Here is a 23372-nt window from a genome sequence, read left to right as displayed (position 1 = left end):
GACACATGGAGCTGACGAATACTAATCGATCGAGGACTTAACCAAAATTTTGAACGCATTCAATGTCTTTATCCAGTTTTGAGAGAACGAACTCTCAATTTAATAAAGAGGATTTCAAGAAAATAATTCTTGGAAGCCAAAAAGTGAAGTGATGATGGCAAAGAGGTCACACCCGTTCCCATACCGAACACGGAAGTTAAGCTCTTTAGCGCCGATGGTAGTTGGGGGCTTCCCCCTGTGAGAGTAGGACGTCGCTTCGCAAATGAAACCGCTGAGATTCAGCGGTTTTTTTATGTGGAAATTAAGATCCTTCTTATAAAGAGATAGATAATTCAAGACTTAAATGAAACAAATAAATTGGAAGTTCGTCAAAGTTAAGAAGGGTGGCATAGAATTGGTAGAATATCTATATTTTTAAAGTGATGAAGTTCTGACGATAACGAATGGAACTCTTTTACCTTGATTTAAAAAGCCCCTCAGACTTTAATAAAATTATAAGGAAGGGATCAATGGAAAATTTAATATCTTATATAAAGTACCTCATTATTGGTATTGTTCAAGGGTTTACTGAGCCAATACCAGTTTCATCAAGCGGTCATGTAATGATTGTCAGCGAGTTGTTAGGTCTTGGAGAGCAAGGATTTACGTTTGCAATTTTAACTAATACGGCTTCATTATTTGCTATTTTAATAATTTACCGAAAAGATCTCATGCGATTAGTTACAAATTCTATAAAATATTTGCAGACGAAAAATGAAAAATATATAACTGATTTTCGTTATGTATTTCTAATCATCATTGGTACTATTCCTGCAGGGGTATTAGGAGTGCTCTTAAATGATATAATTGCAGAAAATGTAACGATGACGACCATTGCAATCATGCTGTTTGTCACAGGGATTGCGCTATGGGTAATACGTCATATAAATGGAAATAAAAAAGACAAGGATTTAAGGGTTAAAGATGCATTGCTAGTTGGACTTGGTCAAGCAGTTGCTTTAACGCCAGGAATAAGCCGCTCAGGTGCAACAATTATTTCTTCGATAGCTGTAGGAATGACTCGAGAAACAGCACTTCGCTATTCATTCATGCTTTATATTCCAATAAGTCTTGGAGGAGTAGTATTAGGCTTTTCTGATTTTTTAGATGAACCAAATAAATCAGCATTAGCAATTCCCTATACGATTACTTTTATTTCAACATTTATAATGACATATTTTGCTATGAAATGGTTTATGGGAATTATGAAAAAAGGAAAACTAATTTATTTCACCTACTATTGCTTTATCGTAGGTACATTACTATTAATTTTTTATTAAAGGGTTTAAAGAAGATAACCAAAAATTTATATTTTATAGTTAAAGTTATATCGGCTTTTAAAGTGATATAACTTTTTTAATTTAACTAGGGAAATGTGATTTCTTTGCTTTCTAGGTCTATAATATAAGAGATATATTGAACGGAGTGATACGATGAAAAGGGAGAGACCGATAGTAGAAGCACTACAAAGTTTTGTAGCAAAGCACCCGCAATCAATGCATGTACCGGGACATAAGAATGGGTTACTATCTAAGTTGCCCAAGGAAATAAAAGCAGCACTTACATATGATTTAACCGAGTTAACTGGACTGGACGATTTTCATCATCCTGAAGAAGCGATATTAAGAGCTGAAAACCTATTAGCGAAAACATATAATGCAGATCGGAGCTTTTTCTTAGTAAACGGATCTACCGTTGGGAATTTAGCAATGATTTATGCAACATGTAAACGAAATGAAAAAATTATTGTACAAAGAAACGCACACAAATCAATCTTTCACGCGTTAGAGTTAGTTGGTGCTAAAGCAATATTTATCGCTCCTGAATGGGATGAGAGTTCAAAGACTGCAGGAGCAGTATCGACAAAAACAATACAGGACGCATTAAATCTTCATCCCGATGCAAAAGCGGTTGTTTTAACTTATCCTACATATTATGGTGTTGCAACAAAAGAACTGGAGCAGCAAATTGAACTATGTCATAAATACGATATACCTGTATTAGTCGATGAAGCACACGGGGCGCATTTTATCGCAAGTAAACTATTTCCACCTACTTCAATAGGATTAGGGGCAGACATCGTGGTACAATCTGCACATAAAACATTGCCTGCTATGACAATGGCATCCTTCTTGCATGTTAAATCACATTTAATAGATATAGAAAAAGTAAACCACTATTTGAGAATGTTGCAATCAAGCAGTCCATCCTATTTATTGCTTGCATCTTTAGATGATGCTAGGGAATACATAGATAGTTATTTAGAAAGTGATGGCGTATATTTAAAAGAAAAACGAAGCCAATGGATTGAAGCATTACAGTCTCTTTATCCATTAGAGGTGGTAGAAGTAGATGATCCGTTAAAAGTACTTTTACGTTTGCCTGGGTATACAGGATTTCAACTTAAAAATGCGCTTGAATTAGAAGGAGTTTATGTGGAACTTGCGGACCCATATCAGGTTCTTGTTATTTTACCACTACTAAAACATGGACAAACTTTTCCTTTTGCCGAATTGCGTATTCGCATAAAAGAGGCAATTGCAAAATTAAAAAAAGAACAAATTGCAATAAATGAGTTAGTACAACCAATATATGAAATATCCACCGTATCAGTACCCGAATATTCTTATGATGAAATTGAACAACTCGAAAAAGAGTGGATACCTTATATGCGTGCAATAGGAAGGGTATCAGCAAGCATGCTCATTCCATATCCACCTGGTATTCCATTGTTGTTGCCAGGGGAAAAAATTACAGTTTCAAAATTAAGCCAACTAGAGGAGCTACTTGCAGCAGGTGCAGCATTTCAGGGACAGCATCGATTAAATGAAAAGCTCATTTGCGTAATAAAGTAGCAGCTGGAGGAATATAAAAATGAAAAGAAATTTATTTATTACATTTGAAGGACCAGAAGGAGCAGGGAAAACTACCATTTTAAATAAAATAGTTGAACGTTTACATCAGCATCAAATAGATGTATTAGCAACTAGAGAGCCAGGTGGTATTGAAATTGCGGAAAAAATTCGTGACGTAATTTTAAATCCTGCACATACAGCAATGGGTGAAAGAACTGAAGCGTTATTATATGCGGCTGCAAGAAGTCAGCACTTCTTTGAAAAGGTAGAACCGGCTTTAAAACAAGGAAAACATGTTTTATGTGATCGTTTTATAGATTCGTCATTGGCATACCAGGGTTTTGCTCGTGGAATTGGCATCGATGAAGTATTAGCCATTAATGAATTTGCTATTGGGAAGCGTATGCCAGATATTACGATATTATTTGATATTGAACCTGCTATTGGACTAGCTCGTATTCATGCACATAATGAGAGGGAAGTGAATAGACTTGATATAGAGAGCCTCTCATTTCATGAAAAGGTAAGAGAAGGCTATCGTGAAGTAGTAAAACGTTACCCAAACCGAATTAAGGTAGTAAATGCAGATCAATCCATTGACCTAGTTGTTGAGGAAGTTTGGCATATTTTAAAGGGAATACTAGGAGAAAATTAAATGAAGTAGTTTACCATGTATGCTATAATAAAAACACCAATTCAACATTATATTGTGATATTACACAATATAAATGCCTCTAATGAAAGTCTTAGAATTCGTTAAAAAGTGAACTACATCAAGCTTAATTTTGGAATTTATTTGATATAAATTATGAGGTGAATTTAATAATATGGGAGTGGATGCGGATGAAATTAGTTGTTGCAGTCGTTCAAGATCAGGATAGCAATCGTTTGTCTAATGCGTTAACGAAACATAATTTTCGGGCAACAAAGTTAGCCAGTACCGGCGGATTCCTTCGTTCAGGAAACACTACTTTTATTGTAGGTACTGAGGATTCATCAATTCCTCAACTGCTTGATATTATTCGGGATAATTGTCGTTCACGTGAACAATTGGTATCACCTATATCACCATTAGGTGGGAACGCGGATTCTTACATTCCATACCCTATTGAAGTTGAAGTTGGGGGAGCTACAGTTTTTGTATTACCAATTGAACAGTTCCATCATTTCTAACCTTATTATACTCCCTAAGAAATGCTAGTTAGCATAGTAAGGTTCGGCCTTTGCAAATACTCAGGTTTTTGGAAATGAGTTAAGCTAGTAGCTCGATTCAAAGACAATCATGAACTGTCCATCAGTGTGTAGCAGCAATATAGGCCGTAATTGATATGAGCGGAGGAGAAAGGTAATTGAAAATAAATCAGGATTTACGTGTAGGTTTAAAAACTAGTCGTAACGAGTTAAAGCACGTGAACCAACAAGGAAATAGATTTGGTGAAATTCTTGTTAAACAAGGTTCAAAGCTTCAGACAGAGCAATTGACAAGACTTCTAGGCGATATTTCGGCTGCTGGAGACCGTGTTGCAAAATCACGTAATCTACGTGAACTTACCCGGTTTAAAATGCTTATTAAACGCTTTTTACAAGAAGCTGTTGAGTACGGTCTTGATATGAAACAATCCCATAGTTGGAATCGTTTTGGTGAAGGCCGCCGCTTAAAAATTGTTGAGACAATTGATGAACATTTAGTGGAGCTTGCGCAAGATATTTTAAATGAAGAAAAAGAAACAATCGATTTGCTCGACAAGATAGGAGAAATAAAAGGATTGTTAATTAATTTATATATGTGAAACCCGTGTCTTCTTCGTGTATTGGACACGGGATTTTTTCTAAGTAGATAAATCAAAACCCGTCTAGAAAAAGGTGAAGAATCATGGTAGAAAATGTGGAAGAACTAAAGGTGCTTCAGCCTGTGGTGATGAAACAGCTTCAAACGATTTTTGAAAAAAATAGAACTGCTCATGCTTATATTTTTGATGGTGAAAAAGGAACAGGTAAGAAGCAAATTGCAAATTTTTATATTAAGCTTCTTTTATGTCTGAATCCGTCGGAAAATGTTCCATGTGAAACATGTCGAAACTGTAAACGTATTGATACTGGTAATCACCCGAATGTAAAGCAGCTAGAGCCCGACGGACAATTTATAAAAATCGACCAAATTCGAGACCTCATTTCTGGGATGACAAGAACAAGCATCGAAGAAGGTCGTAAAATTTACATTCTCCATCATGCAGATCGTTTGAATACATCTTCCGCAAATACATTACTTAAATTTTTAGAGGAGCCTGAGGGTGATGTAACCGCAATATTGCTTACCGAAAGTTATCAATCCATCTTGCCAACAATTCAGTCCCGTTGCCAGCATATTAAATTCTCAAGTATTCCTCGAGAAATTTTATTAAGGCAGCTGCAAGATCAAGGTGTTACATTTTCCATGGCTTCCACAGTTAGTATGCTGACAAATAATTTAGAAACAGCATTATCATTAGCTCATGATGAGCAGTTTGCACATGCAAGAAAAACAGTGTTAAAATTAGTGGAGACAGTCAAAAAAAATGTACATGAAGCATTATTAGTCGTGTACGAGGACTGGCTTCCTTCCTTTAAGGAAAAATATGAATTTGAAAGAGCTTTAGATTTACTACTTTTTGCTTATCGTGATATTGTAGCAATAAAGGCTAATCCGAACAGCAGTTGTACATATCCTGACATGTTACAAAGTTGGAAGGAGCAAGCATTGCATACGACGTACGATCGTTTGTCTAATCAAATACAAGCTATATTACAAGCAAGACAAAATTTAGGGCGCAACATGAATCGTACGCTTATGATGGAGCAGCTAATGCTGAATCTGCAGGAGGGGTATACATTTGTATAATGTAGTCGGAGTCCGTTTTAAAAAAGCGGGTAAAATATATTATTTCGACCCTGGTGAATTTCTACTTGAAGTAGGACAGTATGTTATTGTAGAAACAGCTAGAGGCGTCGAATATGGAAAGATAGTCGTTCCGATGAAGCAAGTAGGGGAAAATGATGTTGTTTTACCTTTAAAGCAAGTATTACGCCCTGCTGATGAACGAGATCGTATCCAAGTAGAAGAAAATTTGCAAGAATCACAACGAGCTTTTGAACTAGCTAATTCGAAAATTAGTGAGCATAATTTAGAGATGAAGCTTGTTGATGTTGAATATACATTTGATCGAAATAAGATTATTTTTTATTTCACAGCTGAGGGCAGGGTTGATTTCCGTGAACTTGTAAAAGACTTGGCTTCTATTTTCCGTACACGAATTGAGTTGCGTCAAATCGGAGTACGCGATGAAGCGAAGCTTCTTGGTGGAATTGGTCCATGTGGTCGGATGTTGTGCTGTTCAACATTTTTAGGTGATTTTGATCCCGTTTCAATTAAAATGGCAAAAGATCAAAACCTATCACTAAATCCAACAAAAATCTCAGGACTTTGTGGTCGTTTAATGTGCTGTCTAAAGTATGAAAATGACGATTATGAAACTGCAAAAGAAGGAATGCCAGATATCGGTGATACAACAATGACACCAGACGGCATTGGAAAAGTTGTTGGAATTAATGTATTAGAGCGGTTAATTCAAGTATTTTTAGAAGAGCAGGAAAGAACTATCGAATATACGTTAGATGAAATTATTGAATACGAGAAAAATTTGATATAGATAAAACTAATGGGGTGGCTTGAGTGAAGGACCGTAATTTCTTAGATACTGTTATGGAATTCGAATTACAGCTCGAATCGCTACAGCAACAATACAATGACATAAAAAAATATGTTGCGCATATGGTGGAAGAACATCAGGCAATTCAGACGGAAAACCTTCACCTACGTAGACGTTTAGAGGAGCTTTTATCTAATGATAATAATACCTCTAATGTTAGTAGTAATAAGGAAAAAGTTAGCTTGTTAGATATTGGAGAAGGGTACGACAATTTAGCAAGACTTTACCAAGAAGGATTCCATGTTTGTCATGTTCATTTTGGAAGCTCTCGTAAAGGTGAAGATTGCTTGTTCTGTCTATCGTTTTTAAATAAACAAAATGGTTAAGGAAGAGGCTGATGCCACAATTTGTGGTTTTCAGTCTTTTCTTTTGCCAATGATGAAATATAAAATTGTTAGAGAGTGATAAGCTCCAGAGCTTAGAGATTATATGAAATAAGGCATGCATCAGACAATTCTATGCAGATAAATTGTCGGCAATCAAGCAATGGTACGGTTACCGAGAGCTATCAGGGGGCTACTCTTTTTCTTATGGAGGTTATTTATGGAACAATGGTTAAAAGATGATGAAAGGCTAGATTATTTATTAGCTGAAGATTTGAGAATTATCCAAAGTCCTTCTGTTTTTTCATTTTCACTTGATGCAGTACTGTTATCAAAATTTGTTAATATTCCAGTAAATAAAGGGAAAATTGTTGATTTATGTTCTGGAAACGGTGTTATTCCTTTATTTTTAAGTGCACGGACGAAAGCACAAATAATTGGTGTCGAATTACAAGAGCGCCTTTATGATATGGCAGTTAGGAGCGTGAAGTATAATAAGTTAGACGAACAAATTCATATGATTCGCGGAGATGTGAAGGAAATTCCGCCTCAATTAGGTATAGAAAAATATGATGTTGTCACATGTAATCCTCCTTATTTTTTAGCACATGAAATGAGCGATAAAAATATAAGTGAACATTATGCAATCGCACGACATGAAATTTTGTTAACATTAAATGAAGCCATAGAATCTGCGAGTAGACTCTTAAAACAAGGTGGAAAGGCTGCATTTGTTCATCGTCCCGGAAGGCTGCTCGATATTGTGACGGCTATGCGAGAAAATCGTCTTGAACCAAAAAGAATCCGTTTCGTGTATCCAAAATTCGGGAAGGAAGCAAATACGCTTTTAATTGAAGGAATAAAAGATGGCAAACCAGATTTGAAAATATTGCCACCATTATATGTATACGATGAAAATAATCAGTATACAGCCGAAGTGAGTGAAATACTATATGGAGATAAAAAATAATCACATATTTTATGTATTAGAGTGTGCCGATCAATCGCTTTATGCTGGCTATACGAACGATTTACAAAAAAGAGTGCTTGCCCATAATGCTGGAAAAGGAGCAAAATATACAAAGGCACATCGGCCAGTTAAGTGTGTTTATTTTGAAACATTTGAAACAAAACAAGAAGCAATGCGGGCAGAATATGCATTTAAACAATTAAAACGTAGTGAAAAATTGAAATATATTGGGAGAGACGTTTGATGAAATCACAAAAAAGCAGTCAGCACGAGCAAGGCAGTTGTCTCTATTTAGTAGCAACTCCTATTGGAAATTTGGAGGATATTACAGCTCGCGCATTACGAATTTTAAAAGAAGTAGATATTATTGCGGCAGAGGATACACGCAATACGAGAAAACTTTGTAATTATTTTGATATACAAACTCCTCTTGTAAGCTACCACGAGCATAACTTGGAACAAGGTGGAGAAAAAATTCTAGCACTACTACATGAGGGAAAGTCTGTTGCATTAGTAAGTGATGCAGGTCTTCCATGCATATCTGATCCAGGGGCGGATATTGTGGTGAAAGCAATTGAAGAAAATTTCGCTGTTGTGCCAATTCCAGGTGCCAATGCTGCCTTAACCGCTTTAATTGCATCAGGTATAACTCCTCAACCATTTTATTTTTATGGGTTTTTGAACCGCAATAAAAAAGAACGAAGAAAGCAACTTGAATCAATCTCAAAGCGGGAAGAAACGATTATCTTTTATGAGGCGCCGCATCGATTAAAAGAGACGTTAAAAGACCTTGATTTGATTTTAGGGGATCGCAAAATTGTACTAGCACGAGAACTTACGAAAAAGTTTGAAGAGTTTTTGCGAGGTACAATTAAAGATGCGATCGAGTGGGCAGATGAAAATGAGAGTCGTGGGGAATTTTGCATCATTATTGAAGGAAATCAAAACGGGCAAGCTGATGAGGTAGAGGACGCCTACTGGACGAGCTTTTCTGTAGTTGAACATATTGATTATTTAATTAATGAAAAAGAGCTGAATTCAAAAGATGCTATTAAAGAAGTGGCAAAGATTAGAGGCTTAGCTAAGCGGGATGTATATCAACAATATCATAAGTAATTATTTGTATCTTAAAAGTAAAAAAGCGAATGCTATTTAAATATTCTTTAAAGTAGCATCGCTTTTTATTTTTATCTTTTAATATGTTGTTGAATTTCTTTCATTAAAATTTCAGCACCTTCTGGACTTAAAATTAATTTACCTCCAGCAAGGCGGAAATTTTCATCTGAAACTTCACCAGTTACAGCGCAAGTCATGTTAGGCATGTATTTTTTTAGAATGATCTTATCGTCATCAACGTAAATTTCTAATGCATCTTTTTCTGCAATGCCTAGTGTACGACGAAGTTCAATAGGGATTACTACACGACCTAATTCATCGACTTTACGAACGATACCTGTTGATTTCATGACAATATTTCCTCCTGTTATTTGTATAATATAAATGATTCGTCAAAATTCGACATCGTTGCCTTGTCTGAATAGAATCATACCAAGTAATGCCATAAACGTCAATTATTTAGCATTAAGAGAGTTATTTTATTTTAATTTAACCAATATTTTTATTATAAAAGTGCTAAAAACTAGAGATTATTATTAAAAAACGTATTATTTAGCTAAAAAGTTCCAATTATTTTACAACTTTTACTGATAGTATTTTCTAACAAAATACTGTAATAATATTCTTTCATTGAAACAAATTTCTTACTTCGATAAAATAAACACTATACAGTTGACAATGGAGGCAGTTTTACGTGAGTGAAAAGAAAACATTTTATATAACAACCCCTATTTATTATCCAAGCGGAAAGTTTCATATTGGGACGGCTTATACAACTGTGGCATCAGATACGATGGCGCGTTATAAACGTTTAAGAGGTTTCGATGTACGTTTTTTAACAGGTATGGACGAGCACGGTCAAAAGATACAGGAAAAGGCTGCGGAAGTAGGCAAACATCCTCAAGAATATGTGAACGAAATAGCAGATGCAGCAAAAAAGTTATGGTCTTTGATGGATATTTCTTACGATGATTTCATTCAAACAACTCAAGAACGCCACACGAAAAGTGTAGAAAAGATATTCCAAAAATTCCTTGATAATGGGGATATCTATAAAGGTGAATATGAGGGGTGGTACTGTACACCGTGTGAATCATTTTATACAGAAACACAGCTAGTTGATGGCAATTGCCCAGATTGTGGACGACCTGTTCATAAAGTAAAAGAAGAATCATATTTCTTTAACATGAAAAAATATGCGGATCGTTTGCTTCAATACTATGAAGAAAATGTAGAATTTATTGAACCTGAATCACGTAAAAATGAGATGATTAACAACTTTATTAAACCAGGATTAGAGGATCTTTCTGTATCACGAACTTCATTTGACTGGGGAATAAGAGTGCCCGGAGATCCAAGACATGTAATCTATGTTTGGGTAGATGCACTTACTAATTATATTACAGCTTTAGGATATGGTTCGGATAATGAAGAACTATTTAATAAATATTGGCCAGCCGATGTTCATGTTGTTGGTAAAGATATCGTTCGTTTCCATACAATTTACTGGCCAATCTTCTTAATGGCTTTAGACTTGCCATTGCCGAAAAAAGTTTTTGCACATGGCTTCATTATGATGAAGGATGGAAAAATGTCGAAGTCAAAAGGTAATGTTGTCTATCCTGAGATGTTAATCGAACGTTATGGGTTAGATGCAACACGTTATTTCTTGCTTCGTGAATTACCATTTGGTTCAGATGGAGTGTTTTCGCCGGAATCATTCGTTGAGCGTACAAACTTTGATTTAGCTAATGATTTAGGAAACTTACTAAATCGAACAGTTTCAATGATGAATAAGTATTTCGATGGTATTATACCAACGAAAGAACTGGAGGAAACCGAATTCGATACTCCATTAAAAGTTCAGGCAAAGCAAACACGACTTATATATGAACAAAATATGGAGAAAATGCAATTTAGCGTAGTTTTATCAGATATTTGGTCTCTAGTTTCACGTACAAACAAATATATTGATGAAACACAGCCTTGGGTACTTGCTAAGGGTGAAGAAAATAGAGGTAAATTAGCCTCTGTAATGGCAAACCTGGCAGAAAGTTTACGTCATATTGCAGTTATGTTACAGCCATTTATGACTTCTACTCCAAAACAAATTATTCAACAATTAGGTCTAGATGAATCATATTTAGCTTGGGAAACAATTGAAACATTCGGGAATATTATTCCAGAAAACATAAAAGTGGTAGAAAAAGGAATACCAATATTCCCTCGATTAGAGACTGAAGTAGAAGTTTCTTATATTCGTGAACAAATGCAAGCATCGGTAAAAACGCCTCAAGAAGAGAAAAAATCATCTGTTGAAGTACCAGATGTACCTGAAATTTCAATCGATGACTTTATGAAAGTTGACTTGAGAGTGGCTACTGTTACTGCTTGTGAACCTGTGCCAAAAGCGGATAAATTATTAAAGCTTCAGGTAGACCTTGGGTACGAGCAACGTCAAGTTGTATCTGGCATTGCGCAATATTATAAACCAGAAGAGTTAGTTGGACAAAAAGTAATTGTTGTAGCAAATCTAAAACCTGTAAAGCTTCGCGGTGAACTTTCACAAGGTATGATTTTGGCTGGATCACATGAAGGCGTTTTAACATTGGCAACAGTAGATCCAAAGCTTGAAAATGGTGCAAAAGTTAAATAATACATTATAGTTAGCCTGTTGGACACTTCATGTTCAACAGGCTTTTCAATCAAATTTTCTATACTATAAAAACTATATTATAAAAATTTAATGATGAACGCTTTCTGTCGAAATAGGGAAAAAATACTAAGTTGCAAATTTTGACATGAGGAAAATGACACAAAAATATATTGCTTGTAATATATATGTAATCTTTTTGTCAACAATGAAATATTTCAATCCAATAGAATATACGTTAGGAGAATGAAAATGTTTATAGATACACACGTCCATTTAAATGCAGATCAGTACGATGAAGATTTACAGGAAGTAATCGAGAGAGCACTTGAAGCAAAGGTTGAAAAAATGGTTGTAGTAGGGTTCGATCGAAAAACAATCGAAAGAGCACTTAAGCTAGCAGATGAATTTGACTTTATTTATGCTGTCATTGGCTGGCATCCGGTTGATGCAATCGATTGTACCGAAGAGGATTTACAATGGATTGAACAACTTGCCGCCCATCCAAAGGTTGTTGGTATTGGCGAAACAGGTTTGGATTATTATTGGGACAAGTCTCCGAAAAATGTACAGCAAGAGTTGTTCCGTAAGCAGATTCATTTGGCACAAAAGTTAAAATTACCAATCATCATTCATAATCGGGAAGCAACTGGGGATGTCGTGAGAATTTTGCGTGAAGAAAATGCTGCTTCTGTTGGTGGAGTAATGCATTGCTTCAGCGGCAGTGTTGAAACTGCCCGTGAATGTATTGATATGAATTTCATGATTAGTTTAGGTGGTCCGGTGACATTTAAAAATGCTCGCATGCCAAAGGAAGTAGCAAAAGAAATTCCTCTTGAGTATTTAATGATTGAAACGGATGCACCATATTTAGCACCGCATCCATATCGCGGGAAGCGTAATGAACCTTCTTTTGTACCGTTAGTTGCAGAAGAAATTGCACGTCAAAAAGAGTTAACAGTTGAGGAAGTTGCAAAGGCAACAACTTCAAATGCAACCAAATTTTTCAATCTCGATGAATAAAATTCCAAAACGCCTCCAATACTGCGTTTAGGAAGGGTTAGCATAAATGGACCATTTTCTTAAAAAGTTAAATTGGTTGACAGCTAGAAAAGTAGCCCGTATAATCCAACGAGTGTTAAGGAGGCGTTTTTTCATGTCAAAAAATTCCATGAAAAACATGTTCTTAGAATCATTGAGGAGTAGGCAAACAGTGGTAAGGATTGTGTCAATTATCCTGTTTGTTTCGGTAATTTCCTTCGTTTTATATCAAGGATCTAAAGATTCTATAGTGATAAATGCAAACGGGGAAGAGCAAAAAATATTAACTCATGCAAATACGGTTGGCGAGCTTTTAGAAGAAAAAGATATCGCAGTCTCGAAATATGATAAAGTATCACCCTCACTGAATACTAAAATCGTCAGTGGAATGACGGTAAATTGGGAACATGCAAAAGAAGTAACAATTTCAGTTGACGGAAATCAGTCAAAATTATGGACAACTGAAAATAAAGTGAAGAACATTTTGGAAGAAGCAAATATCGAAGTAACAGAGCATGATAAAGTATCACTTGCTTTGGACGCAGAAGTAGGAGCAGATAACAAAATCGATATTCAAAAGGCGTTTCAGTTAACGCTTGTCGATGGCTTAGAGAAAAGACAAGTTTGGTCCACTTCGACTACGGTCGCTAACTTTTTAAAACAACAGGGAATTCAGCTTAATGAGTTTGATCGTGTTGAAAACGATTTGGAGGCTGTTATCACTCCAAATGAAAAAATCACAGTTGTTCGTGTAGAAAAGGTTACCGATGTAGTGGAAGAATCTATAGATTTCGCAGTCGAAACGAAATCAGACTCTTCGTTGCTTAAAGGCAAAGAAAAGGTAATTACAAAAGGTGAGGAAGGTAAAGCTTCTCGTACCTACGAAGTTACTAAAGAGAATGGTAAGGTAGTAAAAAAAGTATTAAAATCTGAAGAGGTTATTCAGAAGCCTAAAACAGAAGTAGTTGCAGTTGGTTCTAAGGTTGTAACTGCAAAGGTATCTCGTAGCAACAGTTCTTCTGGAAACGGAAAAGAGTTTTATGTAACTGCTACAGCCTATACGCCAAACTGTGAAGGGTGTACAGGAATTTCTGCTTCAGGAATTAACCTTAAATCTAACTCAAATTTAAAAGTAATAGCGGTAGATCCAAATGTTATTCCATTAGGTACGAAGGTTTGGGTTGAAGGCTATGGCAACGCGATTGCTGGTGATACTGGCGGTGCAATTAAAGGCAATAAAATCGATGTATTAATGCAATCGAAACAGCAAGCAAATAAATGGGGACGAAAAAAGGTTCGTATTAAAATTTTAGACTAACTCTATTAAGTTTTAATGAGTTAAATTGATATTTAAAACAATAAGTAGTGTAAAAGGTTACACTAAGAAATTTGTTTTCTGCTATACCATTTTCAATGGGGATGGTAAAGCTTTGATGTAACCACCCGCATTATAAACTAAGGTTTTAAGCACTTAATAATGAAATAGAGGGCTGTTCAGAAATTAATTTTCTGGACAGTCTTTTTTTGGGAATATAGCACACAAGACGCATAAATTTTAACATTCCTTGTTAAAAATATTGAGGTTCTGTAAAATAATCTAAGATTGTTCTAGAAGAGAGGTATATTTTTGAATATACGAGAAATCATCGTAGTAGAAGGTAAAGATGACACAACTGCTATTAAACGTGCAGTGAATGCAGATACGATTGAAACAAATGGGTCAGCAATTTCAGAAGAAACACTTCGTCGAATTGAGCATGCTTACGAAAAAAGAGGTGTGATAGTATTTACAGACCCGGATTACCCAGGACGACGTATTCGGGCAATTATTGAAGAAAGAATACCTGGTGTAAAGCATGCATTTTTAGCAAAAGAAAAAACAATAGCTAAGAATGGAAAAGGTCTTGGAATTGAACACGCAAAAGATGAAGATATTCGAGAGGCGCTAAAAAATGTATATACTCCAACCGTAAATACTAGCATTGAGCCGGAAATTACAATGGAAGATTTATTAATAGCACGACTGATTGGTCATCCTTCAGCAAAGAATCGCCGTATGCGATTAGGTGAACTATTAAATATTGGAATGACAAATGGCAAGCAATTGCATAAACGCCTTACAATGTTCCAAATTACTGTCGAGCAATTCGGTAAAGCAGTGTCGCAATTAGATCAGGAGGAACAAAATGGATAAAGATATCGCAACACCTATTCGTACGAAAGAAATTTTAAATAAATATGGTTTTTCGTTTAAAAAAAGTTTAGGTCAAAATTTTTTAATTGACCCAAATATTTTACGTAATATTGTTAGTCATGCAAATTTAACAAAAAACAGTGGAGCAATTGAGGTGGGACCTGGGATAGGTGCACTTACGGAGCATCTTGCACGTGCAGCAAAAAAAGTCGTTTCTTTTGAAATAGACCAACGTTTATTGCCTGTATTAGAAGATACACTAAGTCCTTATGACAATGTAAAAATCGTGCATTCAGATATTTTAAAAGCAAATGTTGCACAAGTAATAGAGGAGGAAATGCCTGGCATAGATGATATTATGGTTGTTGCAAACTTACCTTATTATGTCACAACGCCAATCTTAATGAAGCTATTAAATGACCGGTTGCCAATCCGTGGATTTGTTGTAATGATGCAAAAAGAAGTTGCAGATCGCATTACTGCAAAACCGGGAACAAAAGAATATGGGTCTTTGTCTATAGCGATACAATATTATGTAGCGGCAGAGGTTGCTATGGTTGTCCCTAAAACAGTGTTTATGCCACAACCGAATGTTGATTCCGCAGTTATACGTTTGATTAAGCATGATGAGCCGCCAGTTAAAGTAATAAGTGAAGATTTCCTATTTGAAGTAACACGTGCATCATTCGCTCAACGCCGCAAAACAATTTTAAACAATTTACAAGCTGGTCTTACGTTAGGTAAAGAGAATAAACAATTAATAGTAGAAGCTCTTGAGAAAAGTGGTATCGAACCTTCAAGAAGAGGGGAAACTTTATCTATACAAGAGTTCGGTAAATTAGCCGATGCACTTTACCCGCATTTTTGCAATGGTCAATAATTTGAACACATGTCGGTTTAACAAAGAAAATATATAATTTTTTTGTATAAAATAAGTTGACAAAAATATTTGTCTGCTGATAAAATATTATAATTTGTTGACAAATGAATCGATATGGACTATACTATGTATAGTGAGGTGTATGCGAAAATGCCAAAAACGTTAGCTGACATTAAAAAGTCTCTAGATTGTCATTTGGGTAAACGTTTGCGATTAAGAGCAAACGGAGGTCGCAAGAAAACGGTCGAGTGTGATGGTGTACTAAGTGAAACATATCACGCAGTATTTGTTGTTGAGCTCGATCAAGAAGATAACGCTTGTAAACGCGTTTCTTATAGCTACACAGATATTTTAACAGAAGCAGTAGAGATTACTTTTTTAGATGATGTGCAGGTTGCAATTGTCAAATAGTTTCTAGTACTTATCTATATTTTTTAAAACACTCATTATTAATGAGTGTTTTTTGTTTTTCCCTGCACATACTACGAATGTCAATCTACTTATTTCGAAGGAGGCAAAACTGCATGGCCAGAAGAAGAGGTATCATGTCGAGTCGTCTAAAAGAAGAGATTGCCAAGGAACTCGGATTTTATGATGTAGTCGAACGTGAAGGCTGGGGCGGAATTAAAGCACGTGATGCAGGGAACATGGTAAAGCGAGCAATTGAAATGGCCGAACAAGGTCTAGCAGAGCAAGCAAACCAAAATAATTTGAATAAGTAGTAATTGACACTTAAAGAAGGGGGCGTCCTAAAAGTTAATTTTGGGCCGTCCCCTTTGTGATGTGAATAGGCAGTCAACTTAGGATAAATACTTATAAACAAACGATTGCCGGATGGAAGCAAACAACTATACTATCTGTATAATCTATTGGTTTTAATTTATTTTATGAATTTGTAAAGATTTTATTGCTTCAATACAATCGAAAAAAACTTTATATGATAAAATAAAATGCAGTAATAACCGATTCTTCATAGATATGCCCGGTTTAGAGGAGGATGCGGAATGCTTTATGTGAAAGCACCAGCAAAAATAAATTTAACTTTAGATGTTTTGTATAAACGTCCAGATAATTACCATGAAGTAGAGATGATTATGACAACAGTTGATTTAGCGGATCGAATCGGATTAGAATCTCGACATGATGGCATAATTAAAATTAATTCAACTAATGGTTTTATCCCTGACGATAATAGAAACCTTGCTTACCAAGCAGCACAGCTTATAAAAGATACATATGGTATTAAGAAAGGCGTGTCCATTACAATAGAAAAGGAAATCCCGGTTGCTGCTGGCCTTGCAGGAGGTAGTAGTGATGCTGCTGCTACTTTAAAAGGATTAAATGAGCTTTGGAACCTAGGCTTATCTCTTGATACATTAGCAGAGCTCGGAGCGAAGATTGGTTCTGATGTGTCATTTTGTGTTTATGGAGGTACAGCATTAGCAACAGGGCGTGGTGAAAAAATTCAAAAGTTACCTGCACCACCGACGTGTTGGGTTGTACTAGCCAAGCCTAAAATTGGCGTATCAACAGCACAAGTTTATGGTGGACTTAATATTGATGAAATTGAGCATCCTAACACTAAAAAAATGATTGAGGCTATAGAAAAAGAAGATTATTCATTGATGTGTAATTCAATAGGCAACGTTCTTGAAACTGTAACATTTAAATTACATCCAGAGGTCATCATGATTAAAGAACAAATGAAGCGCTTTGGTGCAGATGCAGTATTAATGAGCGGCAGTGGTCCTACTGTGTTTGGACTTGTTGATAACGAATCAAGATTAAGTAGAATTTATAATGGTTTAAGAGGTTTTTGTGATGAAGTTTTTGCAGTTCGAATGTTAGGCGAAAGAAATCCACTTGCTTAGATGCGCACATTTATGTTACTTTTTCTATAAAATATTCGTGTTTAAACTTTAATCAGTACAAGTTTATAAAATACAAATTCAATTGAAGTAATAATGCAAGTTTTAATAAAAGTATTAAAATTTTTTGAAGAGTTTTAGCGCAAGTGCTCGTCCTTTGAGTCGCGGTCTGCTTCTTATGAAGGTGAAGGTTCCTTCTTACAAGGGGCGCAAACAGTTTGGGGCTCACATCGAAGTGAGACATGTATCGGATGCTTCTCTTTCGATGCAGATAAATTGTCGGCAGGACTTGCGATGAGGCTTTTTTGTCGACGCGCAGCTAAAGGGCGCTTACGCTTTTCTTAAGGAGAGGATCGCATGAAATGGAAGCGAAGTGAACGCCTTGTTGATATGACTTATTATTTACTAGAGCATCCACATCAGCTGATCCCGCTCACCTTTTTTTCTGAAACTTATCAATCTGCCAAATCATCCATAAGTGAAGATTTAACAATTGTGAAGGAAACATTTGAAGAAAAAGGAATCGGGTTGTTGATGACAGTACCTGGCGCAGCGGGTGGGGTAAAATATATTCCGAAAATGTCTGATGAAGAAGTTCGGGAAGTAATACAAATATTAATATCTGAACTAAGTCAGTCGGATCGTTTGCTGCCTGGTGGATATTTGTTTATGACAGATTTACTTGGAAATCCAGAATTAATGAATAGAGTTGGAAAGGTATTTGCATCTGCATTTGCTGACCAGAAAATTGATGTTATTATGACTGTTGCAACGAAAGGAATATCTATTGCCCATTCTATTGCGCGACATCTAAATGTACCAGTTGTAGTCGTTCGTCGGGACAGCAAAGTAACAGAAGGCTCCACTGTAAGTATTAATTATGTTTCTGGATCTTCTCGTCGCATCCAGACAATGGTATTGTCTAAACGCAGTATGAAGAGTGGTCAACGAGTTCTAATTACAGACGACTTTATGAAAGTTGGAGGTACAATGAACGGAATGAAAAATTTACTTGAGGAGTTTGATTGTGAACTAGCTGGAATTGCCGTATTAGTTGAAGCAGAACACGCCGATGAAACGCTTGTTGATGATTATTATTCCTTAGTAAAACTTCATGCAGTAAATGAAAAAGACCGTACTATTGCTTTAAGCGAAGGGAATTACTTTTTAAAGGAGAGATAAAACATATGAAAACAGTATCAACTACAAATGCACCTGCAGCAATTGGACCTTATGCACAGGGGATTATTGTAAACGGAATGTTCTATAGTTCAGGTCAGATTCCACTTACAGCTGATGGAGAATTAGTAGAGGGAGACATTGTTGCACAAACAAATCAAGTATTTGAAAACTTGAAAGCAGTTCTTTCTGCAGCTGGAAGCTCATTAGACAAAGTTGTGAAAACTACAGTATTTTTAAGTGATATGAATAACTTTGCGGCAATGAATGAAACATATGCGAGTCATTTTGGCGATCATAAGCCTGCACGTTCTGCTGTAGAAGTTGCTAGATTACCGAAAGATGTAAAAGTAGAAATTGAAGTTATTGCAGTAGTTGAATAAATAATTAAAATTAATAGAATCACAAATGCGAATTCTTTCACAGGAATTCGCTATTTTTTTAAATTAAATCTTCAAATTTTTTAGAAAATTATATAAAATAAGAAGGGAAATAGAAATTTTTGTAGAATCATAAATTTAAAAGGCATCCTAGAAGAGAGGAGTGAAAGTATGGAAGTTACTGACGTTAGATTACGCCGTGTGCAAACTGATGGACGCATGCGTGCGATTGCTTCCATCACACTAGACGATGAATTCGTCGTTCATGATATTAGAGTGATTGATGGAAATAATGGGTTATTCGTGGCTATGCCAAGCAAGCGTACACCTGATGGGGAATTCCGCGATATAGCGCATCCAATCAATTCAGAAACAAGAAACAAGCTTCAAGAAGTTGTATTAGCTGCATATCATGCTTCTAGTGAAGAAGAAGCTATGCAACTAGAAGAAGCGAATGCATGATTAAGAAAGATGTCCCCAAAAGTTTACAACTATAGACTTTTGGGACACTGTTCCTTATTTTCAAAATGTCTTTAAAAGACTTGCTGCATTTAAGCGAAAGCTTTTTTGCGTTTTAAGAAGGGGTTGTCCAGAAGAAAATTTTCTGGACACCCCCTTTAGTATTTTATTGATCAACTCTATTACATAAACAATACCGATATTGCATACTCGATAAAAAAGATCAGTCCTGAAATAATTTCCGGGTGGACTTTTTTAGATCCATTAATAAATAACAATAATATGTAGTTCAGTGAATAATTCCTAAGGGGGGTGTCAATGATTTGTCAAGTCTGAATACCTTGAAAATCAAGTGAATTTACTATATAGTCATAAGAGAATATGAGTAAAATTGGAGGACTTAGAATGACTAACATTTTTGCAGTCATTTTGGCTGCAGGTCAAGGAACTCGCATGAAGTCCAAATTATATAAAGTGCTTCATCCTGTTTGTGGTAAGCCAATGGTTGAACACGTTGTTGATAATATTCAAAGCCTGAATGTCAGCCGTATTGTTACAATTGTTGGGCATGGAGCTGAAAAAGTAAAAGAGCAGCTTGGCGATAAAAGTGAATATGTTCTCCAAGCAGAACAACTTGGAACGGCACATGCTGTAAGGCAAGCTGAGGCGATTTTAGGTTCATTAGAAGGAACAACGTTAGTTGTGTGTGGTGATACACCATTAATTCGCCCAGAAACGCTTGAATCATTATTTGAACATCATCAAAAGCAAAATGCTAAAGCAACAATTTTGACAGCTATCGCTGAGAATCCGACTGGTTATGGCCGAGTGATCCGGGATGCAAACGGGCAAGTAGCTCAAATTGTTGAACAAAAAGATGCTTCACCTAATCAGTTATTAGTTAAAGAAATTAATACGGGGACATACTGTTTTGATAACAAAGCATTATTTGAAGCATTAAAGCTTGTAAAAAATGAAAACGCTCAAAGTGAATATTATTTGCCTGATGTTATTGAAATATTACAACAACAAGGTGAAATTGTATCAGCTTTTTCATGCGATAATTTTGATGAAACGCTTGGAGTTAATGATCGTGTAGCTTTATCGCAGGCTGAGGAGATTATGCGCGCGCGTATTAACGAGATGCATATGCGAAACGGGGTAACAATTATTAACCCCCTTACAACACATATAAGCGCAGATGCAGTTATTGGCCGTGACACAATCATTAAACCTGGTGTAATAATCGAGGGCAACACTGTTATCGGCGAAGATTGCATTATCGGGCCAAACAGTAATATTGTTAGTAGTAGAATAGGTGACAGAACAACTGTTCAAAATTCTGTAGTTACTAATAGTATAGTAGGAGAAGATACTTCTGTAGGACCGTTTGCACATTTACGCCCTGACTCAGAATTGGGTAACCATGTTAAGATCGGGAATTTTGTGGAAGTTAAGAAAAGTACTTTAGGCGATAATTCTAAAGTTTCCCACTTAAGTTATATTGGTGACGCTGAGGTAGGTAGCAATGTAAATATCGGCTGTGGGTCAATTACAGTAAATTATGACGGTAAAAATAAACATAAAACTATTATAGAAGATAATGTATTTGTAGGATGCAATTCAAATTTAGTAGCACCAGTTAAACTAGGTGCAGGGTCATTTATTGCAGCTGGTTCGACAATTACAAAAGAAGTTCCAGAGGATGCACTTGCGATTGCACGTGCTAGACAAGAAAATAAATTAGACTATGCAAAGAAGCTTAATTCTAAATAAATTTGTAAAACTATTAGGAGGCCATCATGCCGTATCAATATGCTGATTCAAAATTAAAAATCTTCTCTTTAAATTCTAACTATCCATTAGCACAAGAAATTGCAGAATTAATGGGTGTAGAACTTGGTAAATCTTCTGTAAAACATTTCAGTGATGGAGAAATTCAAATTAGTATTGAAGAAAGTATTCGTGGTTGTGATGTATTTATCGTACAATCTACGTCTGCTCCTGTTAATGAGCACTTAATGGAATTATTAATTATGGTTGACGCTGTTAAACGTGCATCTGCTCGTACAGTAAATGTCGTTATTCCTTATTATGGTTATGCACGTCAAGACCGTAAAGCTAAGGCACGTGAGCCGATTACAGCAAAATTAGTAGCAAATTTATTAGAAACTGCTGGTGCTACTCGTGTTATCGTTTTAGATTTACACGCTCCACAAATTCAAGGTTTCTTTGATATTTTAATTGATCACTTGATGGCAGTTCCATTATTGTCTCAATACTTTAAAGAAAAACTTTCAGGGGAAGATGTTGTCATTGTTTCTCCGGACCATGGTGGTGTTACTCGTGCACGTAAAATGGCTGAACGTCTAAAAGCTCCGATTGCAATTATCGATAAGCGTAGACCAAAACCAAATGTTGCAGAAGTAATGAATATTGTTGGTAACGTTGAAGGGAAAGTTTGTATCTTAATTGATGATATTATTGATACTGCAGGTACAATTACGATTGGTGCAAATGCATTAATTGAATCTGGTGCAAAAGAAGTTTATGCTTGCTGTTCTCATCCTGTATTATCTGGACCAGCAATTGAAAGAATTGAGAATTCAGCGATTAAAGAATTAGTTGTAACAAATACAATTCAACTATCTGAAGAAAAGATGTCACCAAAAATAAAACAACTTTCTGTTGCAAACTTGATGGCAGAAGCTATTTCTCGAGTTTATGAAAATAAATCAGTAAGTACATTATTTGACTAATAAATCTTTAAAAAGACAGAGCCGATTCTATTGGCTTTGTCTTTTTTATATATCTTATATACTCGTTCACCAGTTTAGCATTCCAGAAATAAAGACATACTAATAGATGTTAATATTTTCTGGGAGGAGTTAATATATGGATATCGTACTACAAGCAACAAGAAGGGAAACTGGTGCTCGTTCGACATTATCAAAACTTAGAAATCAAGGTCAATTACCTGCTGTTATTTATGGATACAATGTAGAGGTAACACCTGTTGCTTTAGACTATAAAGAAACAGCAAAAGCAGTTCAAAAATATGGGTATACAAGTGTCTTTAAATTAGATATTGAAGGTAAACAGGTAAATGCAGTATTGCATGAAGTACAAAGAGATCCAATAAAAGGACTTGTTAAACATGTCGACTTCCTATCAATAAATATGGCTGAAGAACTAGAGGTAGATGTACCTGTTAACATTGTTGGAAATTCAGTTGGTGTAAGTGAAGGTGGTGTATTAACTCAGCCAATTCGTGAGTTAACCATTAAAGTAAAACCGACTGACATACCTGAATCAATTGAAATAGATGTTTCAGATTTAGCAATGGGCGATTCATTATCAATAGCAGATGTACGTAGTCGTATTAACTTTAATATACTTAATGCAGATGAAGAGGTATTAGTAACCATTACACCACCGGTTGTCGTAGATGATGAAACAGCCGGACAAGGTGATGATGGAAATCAAGATATAAAAGCAACAGAAGCACCAGAATCGGAAAATTAATAAGCAAAGAAGCCGTCCAAATCTCTGAACTGCTCCCCGTCAAGTAGACAGTATAAATAATAAAAAGATTTTAAGCGGCTTGAGCTCGGAATTCTAAAGGGCTTAAGCCGTTTAATTTTTTTGTGTAACGATAATGATTATAAA

Annotated in this window: 26 protein-coding genes and 1 rRNA gene; 26 read left to right on the top strand and 1 reads right to left on the bottom strand. The window is 35.7% G+C overall.

Annotated features, from left to right (window positions below):
- Positions 1 to 144 precede the first annotated feature (144 nt).
- The 12 genes from rrf to rsmI all read left to right on the top strand — a co-directional run bounded on the left by rrf (position 145) and on the right by rsmI (position 9049).
- Positions 145 to 260 (top strand): 5S ribosomal RNA (rrf, locus tag EKG35_RS15765).
- 249 nt (positions 261 to 509) lie between these two features.
- The gene (locus EKG35_RS15760) at positions 510 to 1319 is read left to right on the top strand and encodes an undecaprenyl-diphosphate phosphatase (protein WP_126295498.1); all 810 of its coding nucleotides are present in this window, start codon (positions 510 to 512) and stop codon (positions 1317 to 1319) included.
- A gap of 153 nt (positions 1320 to 1472) precedes the next feature.
- Positions 1473 to 2894, top strand: a complete 1422-nt coding sequence (locus tag EKG35_RS15755; protein WP_126295497.1) for an aminotransferase class I/II-fold pyridoxal phosphate-dependent enzyme — start codon at positions 1473 to 1475, stop codon at positions 2892 to 2894.
- 19 nt (positions 2895 to 2913) lie between these two features.
- Positions 2914 to 3549: a dTMP kinase gene (gene tmk / locus EKG35_RS15750; RefSeq protein WP_126295496.1), complete on the top strand. Its 636-nt coding sequence runs from the start codon at positions 2914 to 2916 to the stop codon at positions 3547 to 3549.
- A 188-nt stretch (positions 3550 to 3737) separates the two neighbouring features.
- Positions 3738 to 4067 carry a cyclic-di-AMP receptor gene (locus EKG35_RS15745; RefSeq protein WP_126295495.1) on the top strand — a complete coding sequence of 110 codons (330 nt, stop codon included), beginning with the start codon at positions 3738 to 3740 and terminating at the stop codon, positions 4065 to 4067.
- Positions 4068 to 4243: 176 nt separating this feature from the next.
- On the top strand, positions 4244 to 4684 hold the full coding sequence (locus EKG35_RS15740; protein WP_126295494.1) for a YaaR family protein: 441 nt from the start codon (positions 4244 to 4246) through the stop codon (positions 4682 to 4684).
- Between the two features lie 83 nt (positions 4685 to 4767).
- On the top strand, positions 4768 to 5772 hold the full coding sequence (holB, locus tag EKG35_RS15735; protein ID WP_126295493.1) for a DNA polymerase III subunit delta': 1005 nt from the start codon (positions 4768 to 4770) through the stop codon (positions 5770 to 5772).
- Positions 5765 to 6580 carry a PSP1 domain-containing protein gene (locus tag EKG35_RS15730; protein WP_126295492.1) on the top strand — a complete coding sequence of 272 codons (816 nt, stop codon included), beginning with the start codon at positions 5765 to 5767 and terminating at the stop codon, positions 6578 to 6580. Before holB ends, EKG35_RS15730 begins: the two co-directional genes overlap by 8 nt.
- A gap of 23 nt (positions 6581 to 6603) precedes the next feature.
- The gene (gene yabA / locus EKG35_RS15725; RefSeq protein WP_126295491.1) at positions 6604 to 6966 is read left to right on the top strand and encodes a DNA replication initiation control protein YabA; all 363 of its coding nucleotides are present in this window, start codon (positions 6604 to 6606) and stop codon (positions 6964 to 6966) included.
- Between the two features lie 217 nt (positions 6967 to 7183).
- Positions 7184 to 7933, top strand: a complete 750-nt coding sequence (locus tag EKG35_RS15720; protein WP_126295490.1) for a tRNA1(Val) (adenine(37)-N6)-methyltransferase — start codon at positions 7184 to 7186, stop codon at positions 7931 to 7933.
- Entirely contained in the window at positions 7917 to 8177 is a 261-nt protein-coding gene (locus EKG35_RS15715) for a GIY-YIG nuclease family protein (protein ID WP_126295489.1), read from the top strand. The genes EKG35_RS15720 and EKG35_RS15715 overlap by 17 nt, the downstream gene beginning before the upstream one ends.
- On the top strand, positions 8177 to 9049 hold the full coding sequence (rsmI, locus tag EKG35_RS15710) for a 16S rRNA (cytidine(1402)-2'-O)-methyltransferase (protein WP_126295488.1): 873 nt from the start codon (positions 8177 to 8179) through the stop codon (positions 9047 to 9049). Before EKG35_RS15715 ends, rsmI begins: the two co-directional genes overlap by 1 nt.
- Positions 9050 to 9120: 71 nt before the next feature.
- On the opposite strand, the gene EKG35_RS15705 is transcribed toward rsmI, so the two are convergent.
- Positions 9121 to 9399 carry a transition state genes transcriptional regulator AbrB gene (locus tag EKG35_RS15705; protein ID WP_126295487.1) on the bottom strand — a complete coding sequence of 93 codons (279 nt, stop codon included), beginning with the start codon at positions 9397 to 9399 and terminating at the stop codon, positions 9121 to 9123.
- A gap of 344 nt (positions 9400 to 9743) precedes the next feature.
- Here EKG35_RS15705 and metG point away from each other — a divergent pair, with 344 nt between their 5' ends.
- The 14 genes from metG (at position 9744) to EKG35_RS15635 (ending at position 23228) form a co-directional block, all read left to right on the top strand.
- The gene (gene metG / locus EKG35_RS15700) at positions 9744 to 11705 is read left to right on the top strand and encodes a methionine--tRNA ligase (RefSeq protein ID WP_126295486.1); all 1962 of its coding nucleotides are present in this window, start codon (positions 9744 to 9746) and stop codon (positions 11703 to 11705) included.
- 249 nt (positions 11706 to 11954) lie between these two features.
- Positions 11955 to 12725 carry a TatD family hydrolase gene (locus EKG35_RS15695; protein ID WP_126295485.1) on the top strand — a complete coding sequence of 257 codons (771 nt, stop codon included), beginning with the start codon at positions 11955 to 11957 and terminating at the stop codon, positions 12723 to 12725.
- 133 nt (positions 12726 to 12858) lie between these two features.
- The gene (locus EKG35_RS15690) at positions 12859 to 14061 is read left to right on the top strand and encodes a G5 and 3D domain-containing protein (RefSeq protein WP_126295484.1); all 1203 of its coding nucleotides are present in this window, start codon (positions 12859 to 12861) and stop codon (positions 14059 to 14061) included.
- A 309-nt stretch (positions 14062 to 14370) separates the two neighbouring features.
- A complete protein-coding gene (rnmV, locus tag EKG35_RS15685) occupies positions 14371 to 14937 on the top strand; it encodes a ribonuclease M5 (RefSeq protein WP_126295483.1) in 567 nt (188 codons plus the stop codon).
- Entirely contained in the window at positions 14930 to 15817 is an 888-nt protein-coding gene (rsmA, locus tag EKG35_RS15680; protein ID WP_126295482.1) for a 16S rRNA (adenine(1518)-N(6)/adenine(1519)-N(6))-dimethyltransferase RsmA, read from the top strand. The genes rnmV and rsmA overlap by 8 nt, the downstream gene beginning before the upstream one ends.
- A 150-nt stretch (positions 15818 to 15967) precedes the next feature.
- A complete protein-coding gene (veg, locus tag EKG35_RS15675; RefSeq protein WP_126295481.1) occupies positions 15968 to 16228 on the top strand; it encodes a biofilm formation stimulator Veg in 261 nt (86 codons plus the stop codon).
- A gap of 113 nt (positions 16229 to 16341) precedes the next feature.
- Entirely contained in the window at positions 16342 to 16539 is a 198-nt protein-coding gene (locus EKG35_RS15670; RefSeq protein ID WP_126295480.1) for a small, acid-soluble spore protein, alpha/beta type, read from the top strand.
- A 282-nt stretch (positions 16540 to 16821) separates the two neighbouring features.
- Positions 16822 to 17688 (top strand): 4-(cytidine 5'-diphospho)-2-C-methyl-D-erythritol kinase, encoded by an 867-nt coding sequence (ispE, locus tag EKG35_RS15665; RefSeq protein ID WP_126295479.1) that lies wholly within the window; start codon positions 16822 to 16824, stop codon positions 17686 to 17688.
- Positions 17689 to 18042: 354 nt separating this feature from the next.
- Positions 18043 to 18867 (top strand): pur operon repressor, encoded by an 825-nt coding sequence (gene purR / locus EKG35_RS15660; protein ID WP_126295478.1) that lies wholly within the window; start codon positions 18043 to 18045, stop codon positions 18865 to 18867.
- A 5-nt stretch (positions 18868 to 18872) separates the two neighbouring features.
- A complete protein-coding gene (locus EKG35_RS15655) occupies positions 18873 to 19247 on the top strand; it encodes a RidA family protein (RefSeq protein WP_126295477.1) in 375 nt (124 codons plus the stop codon).
- A 168-nt stretch (positions 19248 to 19415) separates the two neighbouring features.
- On the top strand, positions 19416 to 19706 hold the full coding sequence (gene spoVG, locus EKG35_RS15650) for a septation regulator SpoVG (protein ID WP_126295476.1): 291 nt from the start codon (positions 19416 to 19418) through the stop codon (positions 19704 to 19706).
- 402 nt (positions 19707 to 20108) lie between these two features.
- Positions 20109 to 21479, top strand: coding sequence for a bifunctional UDP-N-acetylglucosamine diphosphorylase/glucosamine-1-phosphate N-acetyltransferase GlmU (glmU, locus tag EKG35_RS15645; RefSeq protein WP_126295475.1), 1371 nt, complete (start codon positions 20109 to 20111; stop codon positions 21477 to 21479).
- A 26-nt stretch (positions 21480 to 21505) separates the two neighbouring features.
- Positions 21506 to 22462: a ribose-phosphate diphosphokinase gene (locus tag EKG35_RS15640; protein WP_126295474.1), complete on the top strand. Its 957-nt coding sequence runs from the start codon at positions 21506 to 21508 to the stop codon at positions 22460 to 22462.
- 136 nt (positions 22463 to 22598) lie between these two features.
- Positions 22599 to 23228 carry a 50S ribosomal protein L25/general stress protein Ctc gene (locus EKG35_RS15635; RefSeq protein WP_126295473.1) on the top strand — a complete coding sequence of 210 codons (630 nt, stop codon included), beginning with the start codon at positions 22599 to 22601 and terminating at the stop codon, positions 23226 to 23228.
- The last annotated feature ends 144 nt before the right edge of the window (positions 23229 to 23372 follow it).

Source organism: Lysinibacillus telephonicus (genome assembly GCF_003966145.1).
Taxonomy (GTDB): Bacteria; Bacillota; Bacilli; order Bacillales_A; family Planococcaceae; genus Ureibacillus; species Ureibacillus telephonicus.
The sequence above is the reverse complement of the archived record's forward strand: the minus strand, read 5'-3'. Positions and strand labels throughout refer to the sequence as shown.

Coding starts and splice junctions, on each gene's coding strand:
- EKG35_RS15745 (WP_126295495.1), top strand. CDS start 3,738: ATGAAATTAGTTGTTGCAGTCGTTCAAGATCAGGATAGCAATCGTTTG.
- EKG35_RS15640 (WP_126295474.1), top strand. CDS start 21,506: ATGCCGTATCAATATGCTGATTCAAAATTAAAAATCTTCTCTTTAAAT.
- glmU (WP_126295475.1), top strand. CDS start 20,109: ATGACTAACATTTTTGCAGTCATTTTGGCTGCAGGTCAAGGAACTCGC.
- purR (WP_126295478.1), top strand. CDS start 18,043: ATGAAATGGAAGCGAAGTGAACGCCTTGTTGATATGACTTATTATTTA.
- EKG35_RS15720 (WP_126295490.1), top strand. CDS start 7,184: ATGGAACAATGGTTAAAAGATGATGAAAGGCTAGATTATTTATTAGCT.
- EKG35_RS15755 (WP_126295497.1), top strand. CDS start 1,473: ATGAAAAGGGAGAGACCGATAGTAGAAGCACTACAAAGTTTTGTAGCA.
- EKG35_RS15690 (WP_126295484.1), top strand. CDS start 12,859: ATGTCAAAAAATTCCATGAAAAACATGTTCTTAGAATCATTGAGGAGT.
- veg (WP_126295481.1), top strand. CDS start 15,968: ATGCCAAAAACGTTAGCTGACATTAAAAAGTCTCTAGATTGTCATTTG.
- rsmI (WP_126295488.1), top strand. CDS start 8,177: ATGAAATCACAAAAAAGCAGTCAGCACGAGCAAGGCAGTTGTCTCTAT.
- EKG35_RS15715 (WP_126295489.1), top strand. CDS start 7,917: ATGGAGATAAAAAATAATCACATATTTTATGTATTAGAGTGTGCCGAT.
- spoVG (WP_126295476.1), top strand. CDS start 19,416: ATGGAAGTTACTGACGTTAGATTACGCCGTGTGCAAACTGATGGACGC.
- holB (WP_126295493.1), top strand. CDS start 4,768: ATGGTAGAAAATGTGGAAGAACTAAAGGTGCTTCAGCCTGTGGTGATG.
- tmk (WP_126295496.1), top strand. CDS start 2,914: ATGAAAAGAAATTTATTTATTACATTTGAAGGACCAGAAGGAGCAGGG.
- EKG35_RS15705 (WP_126295487.1), bottom strand. CDS start 9,399: ATGAAATCAACAGGTATCGTTCGTAAAGTCGATGAATTAGGTCGTGTA.
- EKG35_RS15670 (WP_126295480.1), top strand. CDS start 16,342: ATGGCCAGAAGAAGAGGTATCATGTCGAGTCGTCTAAAAGAAGAGATT.
- rsmA (WP_126295482.1), top strand. CDS start 14,930: ATGGATAAAGATATCGCAACACCTATTCGTACGAAAGAAATTTTAAAT.
- EKG35_RS15655 (WP_126295477.1), top strand. CDS start 18,873: ATGAAAACAGTATCAACTACAAATGCACCTGCAGCAATTGGACCTTAT.
- EKG35_RS15695 (WP_126295485.1), top strand. CDS start 11,955: ATGTTTATAGATACACACGTCCATTTAAATGCAGATCAGTACGATGAA.
- EKG35_RS15635 (WP_126295473.1), top strand. CDS start 22,599: ATGGATATCGTACTACAAGCAACAAGAAGGGAAACTGGTGCTCGTTCG.
- ispE (WP_126295479.1), top strand. CDS start 16,822: ATGCTTTATGTGAAAGCACCAGCAAAAATAAATTTAACTTTAGATGTT.
- EKG35_RS15760 (WP_126295498.1), top strand. CDS start 510: ATGGAAAATTTAATATCTTATATAAAGTACCTCATTATTGGTATTGTT.